This is a genomic window from Pseudomonas sp. GW456-12-1-14-TSB6 (assembly GCF_059424205.1).
In genome coordinates this window covers 214834-238339 of the sequence record NZ_JBWKZE010000005.1, presented here as the reverse complement: position 1 = coordinate 238339, position 23506 = coordinate 214834, and the positions used below count along the sequence as shown (strand labels likewise).

17 protein-coding genes and 1 pseudogene are annotated in these 23506 nt (G+C 60.7%); 8 read left to right on the top strand and 10 right to left on the bottom strand.

The genetic code is table 11. From position 1 onward, the window contains the following. Positions 1-4: 4 nt before the first annotated feature. Positions 5-922: a DUF4880 domain-containing protein gene (locus AC07Y2_RS06905; protein ID WP_219736826.1), complete on the top strand. Its 918-nt coding sequence runs from the start codon at positions 5-7 to the stop codon at positions 920-922. Between the two features lie 90 nt (positions 923-1012). Next, positions 1013-3346 (top strand): TonB-dependent Fe(3+) dicitrate receptor FecA, encoded by a 2334-nt coding sequence (gene fecA / locus AC07Y2_RS06900; protein WP_103385686.1) that lies wholly within the window; start codon positions 1013-1015, stop codon positions 3344-3346. 71 nt (positions 3347-3417) lie between these two features. Here fecA and AC07Y2_RS06895 read toward each other — a convergent pair whose 3' ends face one another. Together AC07Y2_RS06895 and AC07Y2_RS06890 are read right to left on the bottom strand one after the other, a co-directional pair. Continuing rightward, positions 3418-3825: an HPF/RaiA family ribosome-associated protein gene (locus AC07Y2_RS06895; protein ID WP_011332524.1), complete on the bottom strand. Its 408-nt coding sequence runs from the start codon at positions 3823-3825 to the stop codon at positions 3418-3420. Between the two features lie 200 nt (positions 3826-4025). Then, the gene (locus tag AC07Y2_RS06890; protein ID WP_011332523.1) at positions 4026-4973 is read right to left on the bottom strand and encodes a LysR substrate-binding domain-containing protein; all 948 of its coding nucleotides are present in this window, start codon (positions 4971-4973) and stop codon (positions 4026-4028) included. Between the two features lie 135 nt (positions 4974-5108). Here AC07Y2_RS06890 and AC07Y2_RS06885 point away from each other — a divergent pair, with 135 nt between their 5' ends. The 3 genes from AC07Y2_RS06885 to AC07Y2_RS06875 all read left to right on the top strand — a co-directional run bounded on the left by AC07Y2_RS06885 (position 5109) and on the right by AC07Y2_RS06875 (position 8367). Then, positions 5109-6485 (top strand): L-serine ammonia-lyase, encoded by a 1377-nt coding sequence (locus AC07Y2_RS06885; protein ID WP_074691739.1) that lies wholly within the window; start codon positions 5109-5111, stop codon positions 6483-6485. A 63-nt stretch (positions 6486-6548) separates the two neighbouring features. Beyond that, positions 6549-7850 carry an HAAAP family serine/threonine permease gene (locus AC07Y2_RS06880; RefSeq protein ID WP_103385685.1) on the top strand — a complete coding sequence of 434 codons (1302 nt, stop codon included), beginning with the start codon at positions 6549-6551 and terminating at the stop codon, positions 7848-7850. 199 nt (positions 7851-8049) lie between these two features. Next, on the top strand, positions 8050-8367 hold the full coding sequence (locus tag AC07Y2_RS06875; RefSeq protein ID WP_103385684.1) for a DUF3509 domain-containing protein: 318 nt from the start codon (positions 8050-8052) through the stop codon (positions 8365-8367). Here AC07Y2_RS06875 and AC07Y2_RS06870 read toward each other — a convergent pair. Next, positions 8364-8864: a phosphate-starvation-inducible protein PsiE gene (locus tag AC07Y2_RS06870; protein WP_007957255.1), complete on the bottom strand. Its 501-nt coding sequence runs from the start codon at positions 8862-8864 to the stop codon at positions 8364-8366. The two genes, AC07Y2_RS06875 and AC07Y2_RS06870, sit on opposite strands and share 4 nt — an antisense overlap. Positions 8865-9157: 293 nt before the next feature. Here AC07Y2_RS06870 and AC07Y2_RS06865 point away from each other — a divergent pair. After that, positions 9158-9415, top strand: a pseudogene (locus tag AC07Y2_RS06865) (YebG family protein); the annotation flags it as partial. 167 nt (positions 9416-9582) lie between these two features. Here AC07Y2_RS06865 and AC07Y2_RS06860 read toward each other — a convergent pair. Beyond that, a complete protein-coding gene (locus tag AC07Y2_RS06860) occupies positions 9583-10602 on the bottom strand; it encodes a Glu/Leu/Phe/Val dehydrogenase family protein (protein WP_011332519.1) in 1020 nt (339 codons plus the stop codon). Between the two features lie 184 nt (positions 10603-10786). On the opposite strand from AC07Y2_RS06860, the gene AC07Y2_RS06855 reads away from it, so the two are divergent. Then, on the top strand, positions 10787-11590 hold the full coding sequence (locus AC07Y2_RS06855) for a SirB1 family protein (protein WP_039769388.1): 804 nt from the start codon (positions 10787-10789) through the stop codon (positions 11588-11590). Here the strand turns inward: AC07Y2_RS06855 and AC07Y2_RS06850 are convergent. The 4 genes from AC07Y2_RS06850 to hmgA form a co-directional block, all read right to left on the bottom strand. Then, on the bottom strand, positions 11514-12911 hold the full coding sequence (locus tag AC07Y2_RS06850; protein ID WP_103385683.1) for an MFS transporter: 1398 nt from the start codon (positions 12909-12911) through the stop codon (positions 11514-11516). The genes AC07Y2_RS06855 and AC07Y2_RS06850 overlap by 77 nt on opposite strands. Before the next feature lie 159 nt (positions 12912-13070). Beyond that, entirely contained in the window at positions 13071-13709 is a 639-nt protein-coding gene (gene maiA / locus AC07Y2_RS06845; RefSeq protein ID WP_103385682.1) for a maleylacetoacetate isomerase, read from the bottom strand. 12 nt (positions 13710-13721) lie between these two features. Further along, entirely contained in the window at positions 13722-15026 is a 1305-nt protein-coding gene (gene fahA, locus AC07Y2_RS06840; RefSeq protein WP_103385681.1) for a fumarylacetoacetase, read from the bottom strand. Between the two features lie 3 nt (positions 15027-15029). After that, positions 15030-16325, bottom strand: coding sequence for a homogentisate 1,2-dioxygenase (hmgA, locus tag AC07Y2_RS06835; protein WP_103385680.1), 1296 nt, complete (start codon positions 16323-16325; stop codon positions 15030-15032). Between the two features lie 163 nt (positions 16326-16488). On the opposite strand from hmgA, the gene AC07Y2_RS06830 reads away from it, so the two are divergent. Continuing rightward, positions 16489-17271: an IclR family transcriptional regulator gene (locus tag AC07Y2_RS06830; RefSeq protein WP_085647708.1), complete on the top strand. Its 783-nt coding sequence runs from the start codon at positions 16489-16491 to the stop codon at positions 17269-17271. A gap of 12 nt (positions 17272-17283) precedes the next feature. Here AC07Y2_RS06830 and AC07Y2_RS06825 read toward each other — a convergent pair whose 3' ends face one another. Then, positions 17284-20733 (bottom strand): dermonecrotic toxin domain-containing protein, encoded by a 3450-nt coding sequence (locus tag AC07Y2_RS06825; protein ID WP_103385679.1) that lies wholly within the window; start codon positions 20731-20733, stop codon positions 17284-17286. Between the two features lie 160 nt (positions 20734-20893). After that, positions 20894-23437, bottom strand: a complete 2544-nt coding sequence (locus AC07Y2_RS06820) for a LuxR C-terminal-related transcriptional regulator (protein ID WP_103385678.1) — start codon at positions 23435-23437, stop codon at positions 20894-20896. Positions 23438-23506: the final 69 nt, after the last annotated feature.

Genomic DNA, 23506 nt, shown 5'->3' with positions numbered 1-23506 from the left:
GTCGATGGATTTTTCCGCGCAGGTCGCCGAACAGGCGGTGCACTGGTTGCTGGAAATGCAGCAGGGCCAATTGAGCCCGCGTCAGCAACAAGCCTGGCAACAATGGATCGATGCCCACAGCGAACACCGCCGCGCGTGGGAGCACATTCAGCGGGTCAATTCGCGGTTGCGCGGATTGTCATCGCCACTGGCTCACGCCGCGCTGAATGCGCCGAAGTCCGGCAGCCGTCGTCAGGCGCTGAAGCTGTTGATGATTCTTGGCGCCGGCTCAGCAGTCACCTGGAGCATGCGCGAGCACAATCCGTTGCCATCGCTGCTGGCCGATTACCGCAGCCCGATTGGTCAGCGGCGCAAGATCTCGCTCGGCGCCGACGGCCAGTTGCAGCTCAACACCGCGAGCGCGGCGGATGTACGGGGCGATGGTTTGATCCGTCTGCTCGAAGGCGAAATGCTGCTGACCGCCACGCAATCCTTCGAAGTGCAAACCGCCCAAGGCCTGCTGAAAACCCAGGGCGCGCGAATAAACGTACGGCAGTTTGCCGACCGCACGCAGGTTGCACTGTTTGAAGGTCGGGTTGAACTGAACGCGCCAAGTCGCGCGCCGATGCTGCTGCCGGTCGCCCGACAACTGAGTTTCAGCACCACCGGCGTCAGCGTGGCAAAACCGCTGGACGCCAACAGCGGCGCCTGGGCCGACGGCATGCTGGTGGCCGCGCACATGCGCCTGGGCGACTTCCTCGACGAACTCGGCCGCTACCGTCGCGGGCAGCTCAATTGCGATGCGAAAGTCGCTGACTTGCTGATCTCCGGGACTTACCCACTGGACGACAGCGAGCGGATTCTCGACCTGCTGGAAATAAGCCTGCCCGTGAAAGTGAAGCGTTTTACTCGCTATTGGGTGACGGTCGAAGCCAAGGTTTGATCAGCCGTAAAAATAAATGAGCCGTTTTTCAGATCTGGCGTGACAGAGAAGGAAAGCCCCCTTGATTCAACCTTCTCAGGACCGTCCTCCATGCACCCCACCCGTCTCACGCCGCTGGCCCGAACCCTGCGCAACCTCGTCCTCGGCGCCAGCCTGAGCCTCAGCGCCCTGCCCCTTGCGCAAGCCGCCGATACCAAGGCTTATCACATCGCCCCGTCGACGCTGGAAAACGCCCTCAACCAGTTCGGCCGTGAAGCCGGCGTGCTGATCTCGTTCGGCTCGCAAGTCACCAGCGGTGTGCAAAGCCGTGGTCTGGAAGGCAACTACACAGCGGAACAAGGTCTGAACGCGCTGCTCGAAGGCACCGGCCTGCAAGCCCGCGCCGAGGGTGGCAATGCCTTCAGCCTGCAGCCGTCGAACGACAACGCCCTGGAGCTGGACACCTCGAAAGTGGTCGGCGACTGGCTGGGCGAGGCGGCGCAGGTCAACGTGTTCGAACATCCCGGTGCCCGTGACGTGATCCGCCGCGAAGAGTTCGAACGCCAGGGCGCGACCCAGGCCCGCGATGTGCTCAACCGCATTCCCGGCGTCAACGCCCCGGAAAACAACGGCACCGGCAGCCACGACATGGCGCTGAACTTCGGCATTCGCGGTCTCAACCCGCGCCTGGCCGCACGTTCGACCGTGTTGATGGACGGCATTCCGGTGCCCTTCGCCCCTTATGGCCAGCCGCAGTTGTCGTTCGCGCCGATCAGCATGGGCAACATGGACGCCGTGGACGTGGTGCGGGGCGGCGGCGCCGTGCGTTACGGCCCGCAGAACGTCGGCGGCGTGGTCAACTTCGTGACCCGGGCGATTCCGGACGAGCCGACCGTCAAGGGCGGTTTCCAGACTGAAACCAGTCCATCGTCCAGCCATGACGGCTTCAAGACCAGCGCCAACCTGCTGGCCGGCGGCACCAATGCCAACGGTCTGGGCGGCGCGTTGCTGTACTCCGGCACTCGCGGAGGCGACTGGCGTGAGCACAGCGATACAGAAATCGACGACCTGATCCTCAAGGGCAAATACCAACTCGACGAGGCCAACAGTTTCAACGCCATGGCCCAGTATTACGAAGGCAAGGCCGACATGCCCGGCGGCCTGAATGTCGCCGATTACGATGCCGATCCGTATCAGTCGACCCGGCCAAAAGACCAGTTCTGGGGCCGTCGCACGATGTTCAATGTCGGCTATCGCTATCAGGAAGACCGCCGCGAATTCACCGCCAATACCTTCTTCACCAAGACCCTGCGCAGCGGTTACCTGGATCAGGGCACGTTCCTGTCGCTGTCGCCGCGCGAGTATTGGGTGCGCGGTCTGGAAACCCGCTTCGCCCAAGGCTTCGACCTCGGCGCCACCAGCCATGAAGTCGGCGTCGGCTATCGCTACATCAACGAAGCCGGCCACGAACTGCGCTATCGCACGCCGATCAGCAGCAACGAATACCCGACCACCAACAGCCGCAATGACCGCGACACTCGCGGCGGCACCGAAGCCAATGCGTTCTTCGTCGATGACCGGATCGACATCGGCAAGTGGACGATCACCCCGGGCGTGCGCTACGAGATGATCGAGTCGCAACAGACCAACAATCTGACCAACGTCAAATACAAGGGCGACTACAACACCGCACTGCCGGCGTTGAACGTGCTGTATCACCTGACCGACAGCTGGAACCTGTACGCCAACACCGAGGGTTCATTCGGCAGCGTGCAATACAGCCAGATGCCCAACCGCGTGAGCAGCGGCGAAGTGAAACCGGAGAAGGCCCGCACCTGGGAAGTCGGCACCCGTTACGACAACGGCGCGCTGCGAGCGGAGATCGGCGCGTTCCTGATCAACTTCGACAACCAGTACGAAAGCAACCAGACCAATGATTCGGTGATCGCCCGTGGCGAAACCCGCCATCAGGGCATCGAGACCAGCGTCAATTACGCGCTGGATGACTTGAGCCCGGCACTGGCTGGTTTCGACGTGTACGCCACTTACGCCTATGTCGACGCGACCATCCGCGAAGACGGGCCGAACAAGGGCAATCGTGTGCCGTTCTCGTCGAAACACAAAGGCACGATCGGCGTCGGTTACACCGAAGGCCCGTGGAAGCTCAACCTGGACAGCAGCTTCCAGAGCGACCAGTTCGCCGACAACGCCAACACCTCGAAAGAAAGCGCCGACGGCAGCACCGGCAAGATCCCCGGTTACATGCTATTCAGCAGCCGCGCCGGTTATGACTTCGGCCCGCAACTGTCGGACCTGAACGTCGCGGTGGGGGTGAAGAACATCTTCAACACCCAGTACTTCACCCGCTCGTTCGATGACAACAACAAAGGAAAGTATGTCGGTGAGCCACGCACGGTATACGTGCAGACTTCCGTTGCGTTCTGACCCCTGCTGAAAACAGAAAGGGCCTGCAATTGCAGGCCCTTTCTCATTGGGTGGCTTGGAAAATCAGCGCATCAACTGTTGATCGCTGCCTGTTCGTTCTCGTCAAACTCTTCCGCCAACAGCTTGTCATTGGCTTTGCTTGTGAATGGCACCACAGCGGCTCGCGGTTTGCCGCGCAGTTTGCCAAACAGGTGCTCCAGCGCGTGCTCCAGTTTTTCGGCTGCACCATCGATCGCCTGTTCCAGCGAATCGGCTTTGTGGGTGACGGAAATCGGTTGATGGCCTTTTGGCCGCGCTTCCAGTTGGCAGCGCAAATCATGAGGACCTGGTTTGTCACCGTTCTCGTCGCTCAGATGGACTTCGACACGGGTCAGGTCTTCCTCATAACGGTCGAGCGTGCTCTCAATTGTGGTTCGTACCCACTCCTCCAGTCGTTTGCTGCTTTGAATATGGTTGTCGCTGTTGACTTGGATTTGCATAGTTCATCCCTTATTTCAGCTAGCTCGCAAGAGGCCTGGAACAGGATTTCGTGACCTCTTGATTACAACAATCGGCCCGCCGGACGAACATTTCAACCCCTTAAAAAAGATAAATATTCATTCGCAAAAAAAGCCGGACAACCGAGTAAAGCGCTGGTAAGGTCGGGAGTTGGGTCGCCCCGCCACCCCGAAAAATCTGCTCACAATTGGCCATCACCCAACGGGTGCAGGCTGCGAAAAATCCCCGCTTCTTCCACCAGCCAGTCATGCACCGCCCGTACGCCCGGATGGCTCAGGGCCCCCGGCGCATAAAGCAATACATAGCGCTTGTGATTGGGCACCGAAATCCCGAACGGCACGATCAATGTCCCCCGCTCCAGCTCGTCGTTGAGCAGCGTGCGCCGGGCAATCGCCACGCCCATGCCGGCAATCGCCGCTTCGATGGTCAGGTGGTTGCGATTGAACGTGTGCCCGCGCCGCACATCCGCGCCCTCGAAACCGATGGCATTGAGATAAAACTCCCACTCCGCGTATTCATAGCTGCCGCGCCAGGCGGTGATGTCGTGCAGCAGCGGGAAATGCACCAGATCCGCCGGCCCGTGCAGCGGCGGCCGTCCGCGCAGCAGGCCCGGCGCGCACACCGGGAAAATCTGCTCGTCGAGCAAGGCTGTGGATAACAGTCCCGGATAACTGCCGTCGTTCAGGTCGATGGCCAGGTCAAAATCCCCTTCATGCAACGGCACGCTGCTGTCCTCGGCCACCAGCCGCAACTGGATGTCCGGGTATCGCTGTTGCAGGCGCGGCAGGCGCGGGGTCAGCCACTTGCTGAGGAACGACGGAATCGAACGGACCCGCAGAATCCCGCTGATCATCCCCGCATCCAGGCGACGCAATTCCGCGTCGATGCTGCCGTAAGCCTCGTTGACCGTGATCGCCAGTCGCTGCCCTTCCGCGCTCAACTCCACGCCCCGCGCACGGCGATGAAACAGGCGAAATCCCAGCCGCTCTTCCAGCTGTCGGATTTGCTGACTCACCGCCCCCGGCGTGATGTGCAGTTCTTCGGCACAACGGGTAAATGACAGGTGCCGCGCGGCACAGGAAAACACCTGCAGCCAGACGTAAGTCTGGGCATGCAATTGACGACTCATGGTTTAGTCCTGCTAAAGGCTTACTTAGGAAGTTTCGTTAGTCACGTCGAAGCGAGGTAGGCAGTATCGCCGACATTGCGCTTGTCCTACAAAAAATGGCAGCGATTCCTACTCCATTGCTTGTAAGGGTTTAGCATGGCTATCAGTGTTTTCGATCTATTCAAAGTCGGCATCGGCCCGTCCAGCTCCCACACCGTCGGCCCGATGCGCGCCGCCGCGACCTTCGCCCAGGCCCTGATCGACCAGCATTTGCTGAACGATGTGCAGCGGGTGGAAATCCGTTTGTACGGCTCGCTTTCGGCCACCGGCGTCGGCCATGCCACTGACCGCGCGACGGTCATGGGGTTGATGGGCGAATGGCCGGACAGCATCGATCCGTCGACCATCGAGCCACGCATCCAGCAACTGCGCGAAACCGGCCAACTGTCTCTGGCCGGTAAACGTTCAATTGCCTTCAACTGGCAGCACGATCTCCTGCTGCTGGACGAGAGCCTGCCCTACCACCCCAACGCCATGTCGCTGACAGCCTTCGGTGCATCCGGCCAACTGTTCGAGCAAACGTACTACTCGGTCGGCGGCGGTTTCATCATCGAAGCGGCCGAAGCCGAATCGGGTGTGGCGCCGGCCGGCGACGTCGAGTTGCCTTACGAATTCTCCAGCGCCGTCGAACTGCTGGCGCTGTGCAAGCAGCACAACCTGCGGGTGTCCGAACTGATGATGGCCAACGAACGGGCCTGGCGCAGCGACGCCGAGATCCGTCAGGGCCTGCTGCACATCTGGTCGGTGATGCGCGAATGCGTCGAGCAAGGCCTGCGTCACGAAGGCATCCTGCCTGGCGGTCTGAATGTTCCCCGCCGCGCTGCGAAATTGCACCGCAGCCTGCTGGAAATCGGCAAGCCGAACGTCATCAGTTCGACCCTGTCGGCGATGGAGTGGGTCAACCTGTTCGCCCTCGCCGTCAACGAAGAGAACGCCGCCGGCGGGCGCATGGTGACCGCGCCGACCAACGGTGCCGCCGGGATCATCCCGGCCGTCCTGCACTACTACATGAAATTCAATCCGGATGCGTCGGACGACGACGTGGTTGCGTTCTTTCTGGGCGCGGCAGCGGTCGGCATCCTGTGCAAGAAAAACGCTTCGATTTCCGGTGCCGAAGTCGGCTGCCAGGGTGAAGTCGGCTCCGCCTGTGCGATGGCCGCTGCAGGTCTGGCCGATGTGCTCGGCGCCACCCCGGAGCAACTGGAAAACGCCGCCGAAATCGGCCTGGAACACAACCTCGGTCTGACCTGCGACCCGGTTGGCGGGCTCGTACAGGTGCCGTGCATCGAGCGCAACGCCATCGCTGCGGTGAAGGCGATCAACGCCACGCAAATGGCCCTGCGCGGCGACGGCAAACACTTCATTTCTCTCGACCGGGTGATCCGCACCATGCGCGATACCGGCGCCGACATGCATGACAAATACAAAGAGACTTCACGGGGCGGCCTGGCCGTGAGCTGGGTGGAGTGCTGAGGAGCACTCCCTGACCGCCCGTAACACGTGAGCCCGAGCAAGAATAATAACGAGGCAAAAACGATGACCGATGTACGCACACCTGCTGCCGAAAATCCCGCTGTAGACCGCACACGCAATACCGAAACCGCCCACAAGGGCTGGAGCAAATTCGACACCACCTGGATGCTCGGCCTGTATGGCACGGCCATCGGTGCCGGCACCTTGTTCCTGCCGATCAACGCCGGTGTCGGCGGCTTCTGGCCGTTGCTGATCCTGGCGTTGCTGGCGTTCCCGATGACCTTCTTCGCGCACCGGGGCCTGACCCGCTTCGTGCTGTCGGGCCGTTCCGGTGACATCACCGAAGTGGTGGAAGAACACTTCGGCATCGGCGCCGGCAAACTGATCACGCTGCTGTATTTCTTCGCGATCTTCCCGATCCTGCTGGTGTACAGCGTGGCGCTGACCAACACCCTCAGCAGCTTCCTCGAACATCAATTGCACATCGCCCCACCGCCACGCGCGGTGCTGTCGCTGGCGCTGATCCTCGGCTTGATGGCCATCGTCCGCTGCGGTCAGAGCGTGATCGTCAAAGCCATGAGCGTGCTGGTCTATCCGTTCGTCGCCGCGCTGCTGTTGCTCGGCATCAGCCTGATTCCGAACTGGAATGGCGCGTTCTTCGCCAGTGCTCAAGAACCGATGGAACTGTCGGTGTTCCTCAAGACCCTGTGGCTGGCGATCCCGGTGATGGTGTTCTCGTTCAACCATTCGCCGATCATTTCCGCGTTCGCCGTCGAGCAGAAACAGCGTTACGGCGAGCAGGCCGAGCGCAAGAGCAGCGGTATCCTCGCCATGGCTCACGGCATGATGGTGGTGACGGTGATGTTCTTCTGCTTCAGTTGCGTGCTGGCGCTGTCGCCGGCGGATCTGGCAGCGGCCAAGGCGCAGAACATTTCGATCCTGTCGTACCTGGCCAACCACTTCCAGACCCCGGTCATCGCTTACGCCGCGCCGCTGATTGCGCTGGTGGCGATCACCAAATCCTTCCTCGGCCACTACATCGGCGCCAGCGAAGGCTTCCAGGGCATGATCGTCAAAAGCCTGCGCAGCCGTGGCCGGGTGATGTCGGCGAGCTGGCTGAACCGTGCGACCGCGCTGTTCATGATCCTCAGCTGCTGGGCCGTGGCGACCTTCAACCCGAGCATCCTCGGCATGATCGAAACCCTCGGTGGGCCGGTGATTGCCTGCCTGCTGTTCCTGATGCCGATGTACGCCATCCGCCGCGTGCCGGCCTTGCGCCAGTATTCGGGCCAGGCGTCCAACGTGTTCGTGGTGTTGATCGGCCTGATTGCACTGTCTGCGATCATCTACTCGGTTCTGCCCTGAAACGGGCCGCAAACGAAGAAGGCGAGCCAGGGGCTCGCCTTCTTTTTGGCCGGTTTCATTGTTCGACAATATTCCCGGCATGTCCCTTGCTACATCGCTGAAGGAGACAGGACCACGGAAAGGCCGATGGTCAGGTTTGGCGAACCAACCCGATCAAGGCCGGTCAACAACTGCACGTTCAATCAGGCGGTGACGCATCATGGACAATCCTTTTCAGATCATTACCGATGCCTTCGCGCCGGACTATCAGATCAACCTGAGCATTCAGGGGCTCGACGGCAGCATCATGCTGACCCTCTCCAAAAGCGGGCGGATCGTCGCCAAACGGATGATCAGCGCCGAACAGCGCAATGACCCCAAGCGCCTCAAACGCCTGGTGCAAAGCATTCAGTTCGGCATCGCCATCGAACAGGGCCATAGCGCCATGGCGATCCTCGATGCCATGACCCGCGGCGACGGAATCGCTCCACCACCGCGTCAGGCCAAACATCAGCCCCGGCCAACTGCCGGCCTTTAAAGTTCGCCCTTCTCCACTTCCGGATGTTCACTGGAACCCGTGCCGATCTTGCGGTGCGGGTTCTCGATTTTCACCGAAGGGAATTGCGACGAGGCGTAACGCACCACCAGGATCGAGAACGCCAGCAGCAGAATCCCGCCACACAGGTAGATGATGCCCATGTCCGGCGGATTGTGGTGCGAGACGTTGGAGATCAGCAGGCGCGTCAGTGCCGTGATCGCCACGTAGATCAGGAAGCGCACCGGCATGTGGTTGGTCTTGAAGTAAATCCCGACCATCGCCCCCAGTTCCAGATAGATGAACAGCAACAGAATGTCATCGATCTTGATGTGCCCTTCCTCGAGCATGCCGAGAAATTCCATCACCGCCGCCCATGCGGTTACCGCACCAATGGCGAACAGCGCCAGGTAGTGGAAAGTCTCGACGAACAGGTTGCCCAGGGACTCGGCCAGTTGATGCACGTTTTGCCGCAGTTTCTCGGCCCAGTTGATTTTCACGATGAAGGTTCCTTAGCCCGGTTCGAGCGGATGTTGCTTGCTGGACGTGACGGTTATTGCGCACGTACGCAGATGCATGCAGAAAAGAGGCCACGCCATCATGGCGAGCCGCCGCGAAACCTGCGCCGTGGCGTTTGGTCGCACCTGTGCGCAGGCGTCGGGCTGACAAAATCCGAATCCGGTCTACATTAAGAAGCCACTACCCAAAGCGCAGGGATTCGCTTATCCTTTTCGCTGTATATAGATACAGTAGTCGCAAAGACAACTTAATGTGAAGGCATGTGAGGTGGTGAATGGCCGTCGAAGTGGTATACCGCAGCAGCCGAGATCTGGAGCGCTTGTTCATGGATAAAGCCGAAGCTGACCGTCATGACAAAATGCTCGAACTGGCCGAACTGTTGGCCGAAGTGCTGGAAAAAGCCGTTCCTTCGTTGAGCGAGCAGCAAGTGGAAGAAGTCGGGATCTTCATGGCGAAGAACCGCGATGTGTTCGCCCGGGCGTTCAAGAGCCAGCCTGATGCCCTGTCGGAGCTGATCAACGCACCGGCGGCACCGGTTGTGGCGACCGAAACGGCCGAAGTGGCCGAACCGGCAGAAGCGCCAGCCAAACCCGCCAAGGCAGCAAAGGCAGCGAAGTAATCGGCATCTGAATTGCAGCCTCTGAATTGAATAGCCCCTGAGTTGAAAGACTCAGGGGCTTTTTCATGTCCGGACAAACCTCAGCGGTACAACACCTTTTCCGCCAGCTCGTCCGCCACCCGCGCAGGTGAACGCTTTTCCGCCTGGGCGTGGGCGAAGACTTCGGTCAGGCGCGAACTGATCTTCGACAGGTGCGCGGTGATGGTCGTCAGTTCTTCGCCGCGATGCTTGAGGGAAACGTAGATCAGCCCGCCGGCATTGATCACGTAATCCGGCGCATACAGGATGCCGCGTCGTTCCAGTTGATCGGCGACATCCAGGTGCGTCAGCTGATTGTTGGCCGAGCCCGCCACCGCAGAGCAGCGCAACTGGGTGACCGTGTGGCTGTTGAGCACCCCGCCGAGGCCGCACGGCGCGAGGATGTCGCACGGCGTGCTGAGCAAGGCGTCGTTGGCAATCGGATGGGCGTTGAGCTGCTCCATCGCCAGTTGCACCTTGCCGTGATCGATGTCGCTGACCAACAACTCGGCACCGGCTGCGTGCAACTGTTCAGCGAGGGCATAACCAACGTTGCCCAGCCCCTGAATCGCCACGCGCAAGCCTTCGAGGTTGTCGCTGCCCAGCCGCGCCATGGCCGTGGCACGAATTCCGGTGAACACGCCCATCGCCGCATGCGGCGCCGGGTCGCCGGCGGAGGTGGTGCTGGTGACATGCTGGGTCTGCTGGGCAATGCAGTCCATGTCCGCCACCGAAGTGCCGCTGTCGATGGCGGTGATGTAGCGCCCGTCGAGCTGATCGATGCAACGACCGAACGCCTCGAACAGTGCGGCGCGGTTTTCCACATGGGCCGGCCGCACGATCACGGCCACCCCGCCACCCTGGGCGAGTCCGGCCAATGCAGCCTTGTAGCTCATGCCCTGGGCCAGGCGTATGGCGTCCTCGACTGCGGATTCGTCGTTCGGGTAGGCAAGATAACGACACCCGCCCAGGGCAGGCCCGAGGCGACTGTTATGAATGGCAATGACCGCCTTCAATCCGGACACCGGATCAACGCTAAGGTGCAGCGATTCCAGGCGAGTGCTTTGCATGAGAGCGAACATCGGCAGGCTCCCGAATCACTTCTGGTAGACGCCAGTATAGGCTTGCGCCTGAAAATTGCTGAAGCGCGCCGGAATAAGCGCCGCCACTGATCACCGGGTTGTGGCATAACCCGATGGCAGAGCGGCCCGGCACTGGACGAATGGCAAAGACGGGGCTAAAACGAGGCATGCCCCGGAGATTGAGATGAGTCCGCGCCAACGTTTTTTCGAATGTCTGCACCGTTCACCGCCCGCGCTGTTCGAAGCCGCGTTGTGGATGGCCGCCGAACACGACAAACAAGCCGATCCCGAAGCACTGCTGCAGGACTTCAAGGAGCTGCAACAGCGGGTCAGCTATGGCTTGCCGTTGCTGCCGGTCAGCGAACTGGCGCAACCGCTGCTGCGGCGCATGACCGATCTGGGCTTCGCGCAAGATGATTTCATACCGCTGCGCCCACAGGCCGCAATGGTGCACAAAGTCATGCAGACCAAACGCGGCCAGCCGCTGGCGCTGGCATTGATCGCTCTGGAACTGGCCCGTGGCCTGGAGATTCCGCTGGTCGGGGTGAACTTCCCCGGGCATTTCCTGCTCAAGGTTCCCGGGGCCGATCACCTGCTCGATCCCTGCGGCGGACGGCGTCTGTATCCGAACGATTGCCGCGAACTGCTGCACCGCCAGTACGGCCACCAGATGAAACTCAGCGCCGATCACCTGCTGACTGCCGAACCGGTGCAGATGCTTCAGCGCCTGTCACGCAACCTGCGCCAGTTGCACCTGACCCACGACGACTTCATCGCCGCGTTGATCGATGCCGAGCGCGTGCTCGAACTGGGCAATGCCAGCGCCGCCGACTATCTGGCCCGGGCCAGTCTGTACCAGCGCCTCGATTGCCCAAACGCCGAGCGTTTCGATCTGGAGCACGCGCTATTGCTCAGTGACGACCCGATTCAGCGACTTCGCCTGACGGAACGACTGGGGCATCTGCCGCCGAACTCAGTCGTCCACTGAGCAGGGCAGTGGCTGGCGAACTCACCTGAATGATCAGCAACGCCGCAATCACCGCCGGAATCGCGCAGAAGAAGAAAATCTGCTCCACCGGAATGTGCATCGCCAACAATAGACTGCCGAACAGTGGGCCGAGAATCGACCCGAACCGCCCGACTCCCAACGCCCAACCGGTGCCGGTGGCGCGTACGTGGGCCGGATAGAAATTGCTGGCGAACGCATTGAGCGTCAGTTGCCCGCCGATGATGCAGAACCCTGCCGCGAACACACAGGCCACCAGATAGCGCGGGTTGTCGTGATTCAGGCCCAGCAGGATCGTGCACACCGCCGCGCCAGCCAGCACACCGGACAGCAGCCTCACCTTGCTTTTCAACCGGTCGGCGAACCACGCCATGCAGATCGCCCCCAGCGTGCCGGCGAACAGGAACATCGACGTCACCAGATTCGCTTCGTTGAGCTTCAGGCCACTTTCCAGCAGCAGCGACGGCAGCCAGCTGATCATGAAATACAACAGGATCAGGCTGACGAAAAACGTGGCCCAGATCAGCAAGGTCGGGCGGGCGTAACCGTTGCGGAACAACTCCACCACGGTGAGTTTGCTGCCCTGCTCGCGCTCGTTCTGCTCGACCGATGCAGCGGGCGGTTGCCAGTCCGGAAGCATCCGTGCGGTGACCTTGCGCAGGCGCGCATAGGGCGGCGCGTCACGCAGCAGGCGTGGCAAGGATTCCGGCAGCATCCACCAGAGAAACGGAAACAGCAGCAACGGCGTGACACCGCCGGCGAGGAACACTGCCTGCCAACCGAAACGGTCGATGAAACCGGCCGCGACAAAACCACCCGCCGCACCGCCGAATGAAAAGCCGCACGCCGCCAGCGTGACCATCAACGTGCGCAGGCGAGGCGGTGAATATTCCGACATCAAGGCCATGGCGCTGGGCATCGCGCCGCCCATGCCGATGCCGCAGATGAAGCGCGCGATCATCAGGGTATTCAGGGAATCGGCGAACACCATCAGCACGGTGAGGCTGGCGTAGATCAGCACGCAGGCGAGCAGAATCCGTCGAACGCCAAAGCGGTCGGCCAGTGGCGTCACAGCAAGGGAGCCGAGGGTCAGCCCCAGCAGGTTGGCACTGAACACGGGGCCGAATGCGGATTTCTCCAGGCCCCAGTCCTGCGCCAGCGCCGGCACCACGTAACCGAGCACCTGGGCGTCATAGCCGTCGGTAACCAGCAGCAAGGCGAGAAGCATCAGGAGTAACCACTGAAAGCGGGACACAGGACGGGCGTCGAGTGCCGCCCGGAAGCTGGCAATCTGGTTGTGCATCGCAAGGTACCTGTTTTGTTTTTATGATTTTTTGGTCACAGCGCATATCGAGAGATCGTTCCCACGCTCCGCGTGGGAATGCATCCCGTGACGCTCCGCGTCACACTGGGCACAGAGCATCCTTGGCAGCACACCCACGCAGAGCGTGGGTGTGCTCAGTTATTTCGGCGTGTCCGGCTGATTCGCCGGATGCGCCGCAATGAACGCCGGATGCTCAGCGGCCAACGCGGCCACCCGACGAATCCGTGGATACGCCTCCAGCGAAACGTTGAACCGCTCGGCCGCGTACAACTGCGGAATCAGGTACACGTCCGCCACGCACGGCCACTCGCCGAAACAGAAGCCGCTGTCGCCGATCAACTGCTCCACCGTCGCCAGCCCCTGACTGATCCAGTGGCCGATCCACTCGGTCACCTGCGGCTCGTCATGCCCCAACCCGCGCAGGCGATTGAGCACGCTGACGTTGTGCAGCGGATGCACGTCGCAGCCGATCACCGCCGCCACGCCGCGCACCTGGGCGCGGGCAACGAGGTCTTCGGGCAGCAACGGCACCTGTGGATAACGTTCCTCCAGATACTCGATGATCGCCGGTGACTGAATCAGCAACTTGCCTTCGTCAGTGCGCAGCGCCGGCACCCGGCCCTGAGGATTGATCGCCAGGTACGCCGGTTGCCGATGCTCGCCACCCGGCGGTGCGATCAGATTGACCGGCAACGCCTGGTAGTCGAGGCCCTTGAGGGCCAGCGCGATCCGCACCCGGTACGACGAGGTGGAACGGTAATAGGTGTAGAGGTCCATGAGCCGCTCCTGTCAGCGCGCCGCCAGCACGGTGCCACGGCATTCGCCGAAGCCGATCGAGGCAAAACCTTCGCGGGCGCAGCGGGCGCGCAGGATGATTTCGTCGCCGTCTTCAAGGAATTTGCGCACTTCACCGGACGCCAGTTCGATCGGCTTTTTGCCGCCCTCGGTGATTTCCAGCAGGCTGCCGAACTGACCGTTTTCAGGGCCGGACAAGGTGCCCGAACCGAACAGGTCACCGGCCTGCAACTGGCAACCGTTGACGCTGTGGTGCGCAACCATTTGCGCGACAGTCCAGTACATGTAGCGGGTGTTGCTCAGGGTCAGGCGATGGGCCGGCAGGTTCTGCTCGCGCATTTTTTCGGTGAGCAGCAGCACTTCCAACTCGATGTCGAAGGCACCGCCCTCCTGATCGCGTTTGTCGAGCAGGTACGGCAGCGGCTGCGGATCGCCTTGCGGACGCGCCGGTTGCGCGGTGCGGAATGGTGCCAGCGCTTCGGCGGTCACCACCCATGGCGAGACGCTGGTGATGAAGCTCTTGGACAGGAACGGGCCGAGCGGCTGGTATTCCCAGGCCTGGATGTCACGGGCCGACCAATCGTTCAGCAGGCAGAAACCGGCGATGTGCTCGGCGGCGTCACCAATGGCGATCGGCTCGCCCATCTCGTTGCCCTGACCGATCCAGATCCCCAGTTCCAGCTCGTAGTCCAGCCGCGCGCACGGGCCGAAGGTCGGCTCGGTCGCACCGGCTGGCAGGGTCTGGCCTTTCGGGCGGCGCACGTCGGCACCGGAAGCGCGCACAGTGGACGCGCGACCGTGGTAGCCGATCGGCACGTGTTTGTAGTTCGGCAGCAACGGGTTGTCCGGACGGAACAGTTTGCCGACGTTCTGCGCGTGTTCGATGCCGACGTAGAAGTCGGTGTAGTCACTGATGCGCGCCGGCAGGTGCAGTTGGCAATCGGCGGCCAGTGGCAGCAGTTTTGCGCCCTGGGCTTCAATGTTGCCGCGATGAGTGCTGCCCTCGCTGAACAGTTCCAGCAGACGTTCGCGCAAGGCAACGCGGGCGTCGCGGCCGAGTTCGAAGAACGCGTTCAACTGACCGCCGCGCATGGCTTCGACGGCACTGCGCGCGACGCCGTCGAACAGACCGGCCTCCAGCGCCACTTGCAGATCGAAGATGTGTTCGCCAATCGCCACGCCGGCGCGCGGTGCCGAGCCATTGGTGCTGAACACGCCCAGCGGCAGGTTCTGCAGCGGGAATTCGGTGTGGTCGTTGGCCGAAGCGACCCAACTGCGGGTGATGGAATTCTGAGTCATGGGTTATCTCCGGGTCGGGTCGAACGTGGCGGGCAGCGTGGCCCAGCAGGCGTCGTAAGTGGATTGCAATTGCGGGCAGTCGAGGGCGAAACGGCTGGGGCGCAGCACCTGGCTGGTCTCGAACATGAAGGCCATGGTGTTGTCGATCTTCGCCGGTTTCAGGTCCGCGTTAATGGCTTTGGTGCAGGTCTCGCCGTCCGGGCCGTGGGCGCTCATGCAGCTGTGCAGGGACGCACCGCCGGGCAGGAAGCCTTCGGCCTTGGCGTCGTATTCGCCCTGGATCAGGCCCATGAATTCGTTCATCAGGTTGCGGTGGAACCACGGCGGACGGAAGGTGTTCTCGGCCACCATCCAGCGCGGCGGGAAGATCACGAAGTCGAGGTTGGCCAGACCGTGGACGCTGGTCGGCGAGGTCAGCACGGTGAAGATCGACGGATCCGGGTGATCGAAACTGACGGTGCCGATGGTGTTGAAGCGGCGCAGGTCATATTTGTACGGTACGTTGTTGCCGTGCCAGGCGACCACGTTCAGCGGCGAGTGATTGAGTTCGGTACCCCACAACTGGCCGAGGAATTTCTGCACCAGGGTGGTTGGTTTTTGCAGGTTTTCGTAGGCGGCGACCGGGGTCAGGAAGTCCCGCGGATTGGCCAGACCGTTGCTGCCGATCGGCCCCAGATCCGGCAGGCGCAGCGGCGCGCCATGGTTCTCGGCGACGTAACCGCGCGCTTGCGGATCGAGCAGTTCGACTCGGAATTTCAGGCCCCGTGGCAGCACGGCGATTTCCAGCGGCGCCACTTCCAGCACACCCAGTTCAGTGGCGATGCGCAGGCGCCCCAGTTGCGGCACCAGCAGCAGCTCGCCGTCGGCGTTGAAGAAAACACGTTCCATCGAACGGTTGGCGCCATAGTGATAGATGCTGATGCCGGCCGGTTTGTCGGCGCCGGAGTTGGCCGCCATGCTCACCAGACCGTCGATGAAATCGGTCGGTTCGGCCGGGATCTCCAGCGGATTCCAGCGCAGGCGATTGGGGGTGACTTCGCCCAACGGGCCGCCCGCCAGTTGCCGCTCCAGCTTGACGAATGCCGGGTGATTGGCCGACGGCTGGATCCGGTACATCCAGGTGCGCCGCGCTTCGCTGCGGGTCATGGTGAACGCGGTGCCGGAGAACAGTTCGGTGTACAGACCGTACGGGGCTTTCTGCGGGGAGTTCTGGCCGACGGGCAGTGCGCCGGGCAACGCTTCAGAGCTGAATTCGTTGCCAAAACCGGACTGGTAAGCCAGGGCTGAATCGAGGTTCATGGAGCCTCCTGAACAGGGAGTCGGCATGGCCGGACGCTCTGGATCGGAGGTCTTGGCACGCCGGGGTTATTTTTATCGTAATTCAATTACGCATAACGTAATTTGCTCGCTATCGAGCGTCAAGCTATAAAGACGCCCATTCGTTCCGGGACACGGCAGCACCATGGAAAAAACCAGCGACAGCAACGGCAAACAGAAAGTCCGCTCCGCCGAAGTCGGCACCGACATCCTCAAGGCTCTGGCCGAGTTGTCGCCGTCCACTTCGCTGTCGCGTCTGGCCGAACATGTGCAGATGCCGGCGAGCAAGGTCCACCGTTATCTGCAGGCCTTGATTGCCTCGGGCTTTGCCGAACAGAACACCGCCACCAACCACTACGGTCTCGGCCGTGAAGCGTTGCGGGTGGGTCTGGCCGCTCTCAACAGTATGGACGTGCTGAAAGTCGCCGCCCTGCCGCTGGCCGAGTTGCGCGACGAACTCAACGAAACCTGTTTCCTGGCGGTGTGGGGCAATCAGGGCGCGACCGTGGTGCACATCGAACCGGCGGTGCGCGCGGTGACGGTGGTGACGCAACTGGGCTCGGTGTTGCCACTGCTCAGTTCCTCCACCGGCCTGGTGTTCGGCGCTTACCTGCCGCACCGGGAAACCGACGAATTGCGCGAACAGGAAATCGCCGTCGGCGGCCATCCGCTGGCGGACGAAAAAGCTTATGAGGCATTGTGCGAACAGATCCGCGAACGCGGTCTGCATCATGTCCACGGCTTGCTGATGCCCGGCGTCGATGCCCTGTCGGCTCCGGTGTTCAACGCCCTCGGCCAGGTCGCTGCGGTATTGACCATCGTCGGCCCGACATCGTTGTTCCACGCCGACGAAAACGGCCCGGCGGCGCAGCGGTTATTGGCTGCGACGCGGGCCGTGAGTTGGCGGATGGGTTATCAGCCAGATTGACGAGGCAAGGGGTCAGCCGATGATTCGGGTTTTACTGTCCGCGATCACGTAGGGAGAAGCCACGGCGGTGACATATCCAATCCCCACCGGCACCCCGGTCACGGTCGACACGATCTCGGAAATATCCTTGACTCGCGACAGCAGCCCCACTGCCGAAACAGATCCGCCAACGCCTGCCACAATTCCCACATACAAGAGAATGGAGCTTCTCCACGCCGAGGCGAGATGGTTCTTGCCGGCTTTGTCATCTCCCAGACTGTAGGCAACGATGCCCTGGACGATCGAACGTGTGATGCGCACGATGCTGCTCACCAATCCCACCGGCGGGACAAACAGCGAGACGATATCCACCGCAAGCTCGGTGATCACCATGACCGTGTTCCAGAATCGCTCGGCAGGTGTGGTGGTTTGATAGTCAACGTCGCTGAGCACACGGGAAATCATGCTGTCGAATTCGAACTTGAAATGGGTCACGGCATAACTGTTGTCCAACGCAGGGACAGGGAGAGCGCCTGAAGCATTTTGGCAGCGAATGACAAAGTTCTGTACGACACCCCTGTGTTCGAGCCTGGTCAGTGCAATGACGTGATTTCCCAGGTCGGCGTCCTTGAGCCCCAGTGTCAAGGATTCGAGCGGGCGGAAACTCAGCCCGTCCGGAGCCTTCGGAATATAGGCCAGCAGCTGCAGCTTCCCTGCCACCCGGCGTCCAAACGTATAAGCGCCCTCGATGCGTCGCCCTTCAAGAACCAGCGTGTAGATACCCTCCTGCGGGGTAGTGCCCGGCTTGAACGGTTCCACTTGATGAGGACGGTCATGATCGAGCCCGTCGACCAGTCCCGCCAGCCAATTGAACTGTTCGGAGGACAGAGAGCCCTGCATCTTCTGAGTCAATGCGGCCCTGAGCATTTCGTTCTGCTTGAGCTTGCAGAACAGTTTCGCCTTGAGATCCAGCGACGGGCCGTTGGCAAAGCGGTCGACCAGATGCCACTCATACATCATGCCCGGCCGCAAACCGATCAACGATTTGACGACCGTCGCATTCAGATTTCCCAGTGAAGAACCATCCCTGGAGACGAATGCCACCTGATCATCACCAGGCCAAAGCTGCCATTGAATGAAGAGCTGGGTAAGCGTCATCCAGTCCTGCCCTTTCACCTTGACATTAACGCGATCAGGATCGATCAAGGGGTGGTTCGGGTCAGAACGACGCAGGTGACTGTTCAACCGTTCCATCACCTGGTCTCGCGAATAAGAAACCAGCGTGGGGATATTCAGCTCGTCTTTCGACAGTTCGTAGAGCGCCTTGAAATCCGTGTTCACTCGGGTAAGCATCTCGCGATCCCGCGACGCCGCATTCCTGTACCAGACGGGCGTGGCCACCTGTTCCTCAGCGATTTCCCAATCGATGATTTCATGGATGGCCCCCATCAGTGGCCCTTCACCGTGCCCCCGAGTCCACTCGACCAGGGTGACTCCACCCCACCACCTCGGTTCAAACACAGGGCCTGGCTCGACATAAGAAAGCTCGTCTTTCACGAAAGCTGCGCGATCCTTGCTGAAAGCCTGAGCGGTCAGGAATTCACGATCACGTGGCTCGAAACCCCAGGAGATGAACTGTCGTTTCAATCCGGTCAGATCGGAGAATTCGTACCATTGCTGCCCGGTCGGGGCACCTGGCGCATACAGCACATGTAACTGGAGGTCTGGCGCAGCCCCCCTTGCACGAAACGCAATCATGTCCTTGAACGGCTTGTAGTATTGACGAAACGCAACGCCAAACGCTTCGACTCCCGGATCGCCATGCAGATACCGCTGCACCATATTCTGCCCTTGCGGGCCGATGTGTTTTTGCAGGACGGCGGCGAAGTGGCTGAGCGCAATTTCCTGCCCCAGGACTTCGCGCATGGCTTCGCGAATCCGTGCCTGTGCGAAACGCTGATTGCGTTGATTGGCATATTGCAAACGCAGATCAAACTGGCGGATGGCGAGTTCGATACTCGAAGCCGTCAGTCGAGGATTGGTGTGAAAGGCTTCGAGCTTGATCGTGTAGGGAGCCGCCGTGTCATGCACGCCGTACATGAACAACTGAGTCAGGGTTTTACGCTCGACATGTTCAATACGCCGAGTGCCCATACGCAAAGAATATTCCACTGTTACCCAGACAGTATCAGGGTCCACTCGCCGGGTATCGCCCGCGCTGATGTGGGTTTCGACAACTCCGCGCACGTAGTCCTGAAAAGAAGATACTCCCCCCAGGGCCTCATGCAGGCTCACCTGCCCCCTGAGCAGTTCCTTTTCCAGAGAAGCGAATACTTCCTGATGGTTGGCGGTGGCATCTTTCAACCATTGCGGCCGGGCGTTTCGGTTCATCAGGGCCAGTAGTCTCGCGATCCGCCCCCGGGCAGCGTCGATGACTGCCTGCTGCTGAAGGGTGCTCTCGACCGAACGCACGAGAGCAGGCCGATCCCCGCCCGGCGCCTGTAACCGACGAAGATGGTAAGCAACGTCGCGCTGTTGTTTTTCAAGAAGCTGGGCGGTGAGGGTCTGGAAGATTTCGCCTTGAATGTTCAGGTAACGGATATCCGGAACGCTGCCGAGCTGCTCGGCATCTTCCTGTGAAACACTCCCGAGCAGTTGTGCCCGGGTTTCTGCATTGCCCAGGCGTTGCTGCAACGCTTGATGCATCAAGGTGGGTGTGCGGAATGTTTCCAGGCCGTTCACGGAAGTGTAGAGGACAACCCATTCGTCATCGTCCAGAACCAGTTCGGGGATAGAGCGCCCCGAAAGGTACGTGACAAAGCAGCCGGCGAGCGTTGCGAATCGACCGTTTTCCAGTTGCAGTGAAAGACTGTAGGCCGGAGTCAAAGATGTGCCCTTGATGAAAACGGCATAGCTTTCCTCTACCTCCGGCCGAACGCCTTGCATCTGCACCGTCGCGCCCAATTCCTGCCAGAACAGCGCTGCATAGGCATCCTGCAACTGACGACTGCGCGAAGCCAGCTCACGCCCCAGACCGTCCTTCCCCGAAGATGCAGCCCAGTATTGCGCCAGCAAAGGCGTGTACTTCTGCGCCAGCGATCCGAGCACATTACCGATCAACGAACCGACGGCTACTACATCCAGCCCTTCAATCCGGTCCTCTTCATCCGTGGAGTCAGGCCAATCGTAGACGCCGTACAGACTGGCGTCATAGACGGGCGCATTGCCGGACACCAGGCACTGCATGAACACGTCCATCAACAACCCGGTCGGTTGTGGATTCGCAATCTCTGAATGCTGGGCGGCAATGTAAGTTTTGCTGATATAAATATTCGGTGATAACTGTTGAAGTTCCTTTAACACCAAATCCTGCAAAAGCGATTTGAACGACGGTAGTGCACCCAGCAAACCTTCCAGGTCGTACCTGCGCTTATTGATTTCACTCAGATGTTTTTCCGCCGATAACCTTCCAACTGCATTCATGATAAAACTCCGTTATTACACAGGATAACCAGACGACAAAACATCGTCCAAGCCGTGCAAACAACTTAACCGGAGCAAAACCAATAAAAAACCCACCGTCCTTTGCAAGACATTTAACAGATCAAACTTAAAAAAAACCAACATACTGATTAAATGACGATTAACAACACAAACCCAGCATTCTCGCGCGCGCCACGGCATGCGTCCGGCGTTCGACGCCCAACTTTGCATGAATTCGCCGGACATGAGTTTTAACGGTATGCAACGAGATGAACAACTTATCCGCTATTTGTTGATTGGAACTTCCCGCCGCAATCAACCCCAACACTTGCGATTCTCTCAGGCTTAATGAATTTTCATTATCACTACCATCAAGAAATGGATGTTCGGGGGACTCAGGGCGAATATCCGAAGCAGCTTCGTCAAACTTCATGACCAGACGCTGCAAGTTGAACTGACAGGCCAGCTTGCGGCCCCTGTCGAAATACTGTCGGGCAGATTCCCGATCATTGAGAATCGACGCCACCTCGCTCATTGCCAGCCACTGCTCGGCTTCCAGAACGATCATCCGGCAAGACTGAGCCTGCTCGAGCAAGGACTGCAGCCGCGCCTGCGGCTGGTGCGCCTGCTTCAAGCGGGTCTCGGCCAGAATCAGCAAATACTCGATACGCGGGATCAGCTCCAGCGTCGCCGGCGGCGCCTGCCGTCCACGCGGGCCACGATAGTGCCTGAGCACTCGACTCAACGCTTCACGAGCCAGTTCGGGTCGTCCCTGTTGCAGCCAGAACTCACTGCTGACCTGCAACAGAACACCGCGATAAACCGTGTCTGGAATCTGCCGCTGCTGCATCAAACGTTCGGCATCGCGCAGGTGCATGAATGCTTGCGAATAATCACCCTGATCAGCGGCCAGTTGCGCCTGACCGAGAAAACCGTACAGCACGCGCTTGTCAAAGCTGCGCAAGCAGTCGTCGAGCCCCTGCTGAAAGAGCTCGGCAGCCCGTATTGATTGCCCCATGCTCAGCGCCAGTCGCCCCCGGCGCAAGGCGATACGGCCCAACAACGGCGTCGGTCGCTCGATGGAGGACTCAAGCATTTCGCAAAGATTGGCCAGCAACTCTTCGGCGCGAGCCGACGCGCCCCGTTGCTCCAGCAGTTGGGCGTGATCAAGCTCCAGCAACGCCTCGAACAGCAATGAGCCCTCGGCCCGTGCCAGGCACAGCGCTTCACGATTGATCGAATGAGCCAGCTCCAGATCACCGCACAGCAACGCTTGCTGAGTGCGGCCCGACAGGCACAGCAGACGGGCCGTCCAGGCCTGCGGCGAAAGATCGTTCAAGGCTTGCTCGAAATGCTCGCGCGCCTCGTCCATATGCCCCTGCAAATGCAACAGCCATCCTTGCTGAGCCTGCCAGCGCGCGATCAATTGCCGTTGCTGACCCGCCGACGGTGGCGGTAGAAAACGCGACAGTTGTCCGATGCATTCCGCCGCCTGGGTAAATCGTCCGGCGAACAGCAACGCCGCCGTGATCAGACCGACCAGTTGCGCCGAGCCCAGCAGCAGTTCCTCGCCGCGTTGCTCGTACAGGCGCAGTAACAACACGACTGTCTGTTCCTCGAACAAATGCTCGAAACTGAAGTGTTGCAGCAGGCTCACCGCCACCTCGTATTCTTCGGCCAGCAGCGCCTGTTCAAAGGCGCATTTCCAATGCTGTCCGGCAGCGAACCACTGACAGGCCCGACGATGCCAGGAACGTCCGGCGGGCCAGGGCTCATCGCGCATCAAGCGCGACAGCGCAGCGCACACCTGCAACCAGTCCGGCGACCCTTGCCAGGGTTCGATAAAACACCCAAGCGTTTGCAGCGTGCGCATCCACTGCGCGCCTTCGCCTGCACCGAACAGGTGATCGCACAGGCTGGCGTTGAACCGCGGCAGATGCGCCAGCACCCGCCAGGCCTCGGCCAGTTCCGGGCTCAATCCACTGAACAGTTCGTGTTGCAGATAATCCAGCAGAGTGTCCATGCGTTGCTGCGGCAAGGTCTTTTGCGACCAGTCGCATTTTTGCATCAACAGCATTCGCACCCCGGCGCACCAGCCGCCGCTGCGCTGATGAATGCGAGCAGCCACTTGATCGGCCTGGACGGACGGCAGGTGCCGCAACAATTGCGCGATCTCGCCGCGACTCAACGCCAGCGCCGCGCATTCGCACTCGTACAAGGCGTCATCGAGCAACAGGCGCGGCCAGTTGCATTGCGGGCGTCGACGCGTGCCGATCCACCAGGTGACGGCGGGGCCGGCAAGCGCCAGCATCCGGTCGAGCAGTGCATCCAGCGCCGGCTCTTCAACACGACAGTAATCGTCGAGAAACACCCAGACCGGCGAGGACCGGCACGCCAGCTCATGCAGCAGCGACGACTCATCCGCCGTGGCCAGCCCCAATGCCTGCGCCAGTCGCTCGCAAAATGCCGCAACACTCATCGACATGCCCGCCAACGGCAGCCAGCACACCGTACATTCGACGGGCGCCTGCAACAGGCATTCGGTGAATAACGTGCTCTTGCCACTGCCGGCCGGTGCGCAGATCAGCCGGACCCTTGCCGCAGATTCGAGCAGTGATGCAGTCAGACGCGGACGTGGAAGATGATGAGCCGAGAGTCTGGGCAAGAATCCCGGACGATCCGGAGCGTGGGTCATGGCGGTCATCGGGTACGCCTTTTTATCGTTGTACGCTCACCCTAGCCCTCTCCCTGCTGCTTGTTGACGAGTATTCAG

Bases quoted from the DNA above. Each gene is read 5' to 3' on its own strand.
- AC07Y2_RS06890 (WP_011332523.1), bottom strand. From the start codon at position 4,973: ATGAGTCGTCAATTGCATGCCCAGACTTACGTCTGGCTGCAGGTGTTT.
- AC07Y2_RS06905 (WP_219736826.1), top strand. From the start codon at position 5: ATGGATTTTTCCGCGCAGGTCGCCGAACAGGCGGTGCACTGGTTGCTG.
- AC07Y2_RS06850 (WP_103385683.1), bottom strand. From the start codon at position 12,911: ATGCACAACCAGATTGCCAGCTTCCGGGCGGCACTCGACGCCCGTCCT.
- maiA (WP_103385682.1), bottom strand. From the start codon at position 13,709: ATGGACCTCTACACCTATTACCGTTCCACCTCGTCGTACCGGGTGCGG.
- AC07Y2_RS06880 (WP_103385685.1), top strand. From the start codon at position 6,549: ATGACCGATGTACGCACACCTGCTGCCGAAAATCCCGCTGTAGACCGC.
- fecA (WP_103385686.1), top strand. From the start codon at position 1,013: ATGCACCCCACCCGTCTCACGCCGCTGGCCCGAACCCTGCGCAACCTC.
- AC07Y2_RS06830 (WP_085647708.1), top strand. From the start codon at position 16,489: ATGGAAAAAACCAGCGACAGCAACGGCAAACAGAAAGTCCGCTCCGCC.
- AC07Y2_RS06885 (WP_074691739.1), top strand. From the start codon at position 5,109: ATGGCTATCAGTGTTTTCGATCTATTCAAAGTCGGCATCGGCCCGTCC.
- AC07Y2_RS06820 (WP_103385678.1), bottom strand. From the start codon at position 23,437: ATGACCGCCATGACCCACGCTCCGGATCGTCCGGGATTCTTGCCCAGA.
- AC07Y2_RS06855 (WP_039769388.1), top strand. From the start codon at position 10,787: ATGAGTCCGCGCCAACGTTTTTTCGAATGTCTGCACCGTTCACCGCCC.
- AC07Y2_RS06825 (WP_103385679.1), bottom strand. From the start codon at position 20,733: ATGAATGCAGTTGGAAGGTTATCGGCGGAAAAACATCTGAGTGAAATC.
- AC07Y2_RS06860 (WP_011332519.1), bottom strand. From the start codon at position 10,602: ATGTTCGCTCTCATGCAAAGCACTCGCCTGGAATCGCTGCACCTTAGC.
- fahA (WP_103385681.1), bottom strand. From the start codon at position 15,026: ATGACTCAGAATTCCATCACCCGCAGTTGGGTCGCTTCGGCCAACGAC.
- hmgA (WP_103385680.1), bottom strand. From the start codon at position 16,325: ATGAACCTCGATTCAGCCCTGGCTTACCAGTCCGGTTTTGGCAACGAA.
- AC07Y2_RS06895 (WP_011332524.1), bottom strand. From the start codon at position 3,825: ATGCAAATCCAAGTCAACAGCGACAACCATATTCAAAGCAGCAAACGA.
- AC07Y2_RS06875 (WP_103385684.1), top strand. From the start codon at position 8,050: ATGGACAATCCTTTTCAGATCATTACCGATGCCTTCGCGCCGGACTAT.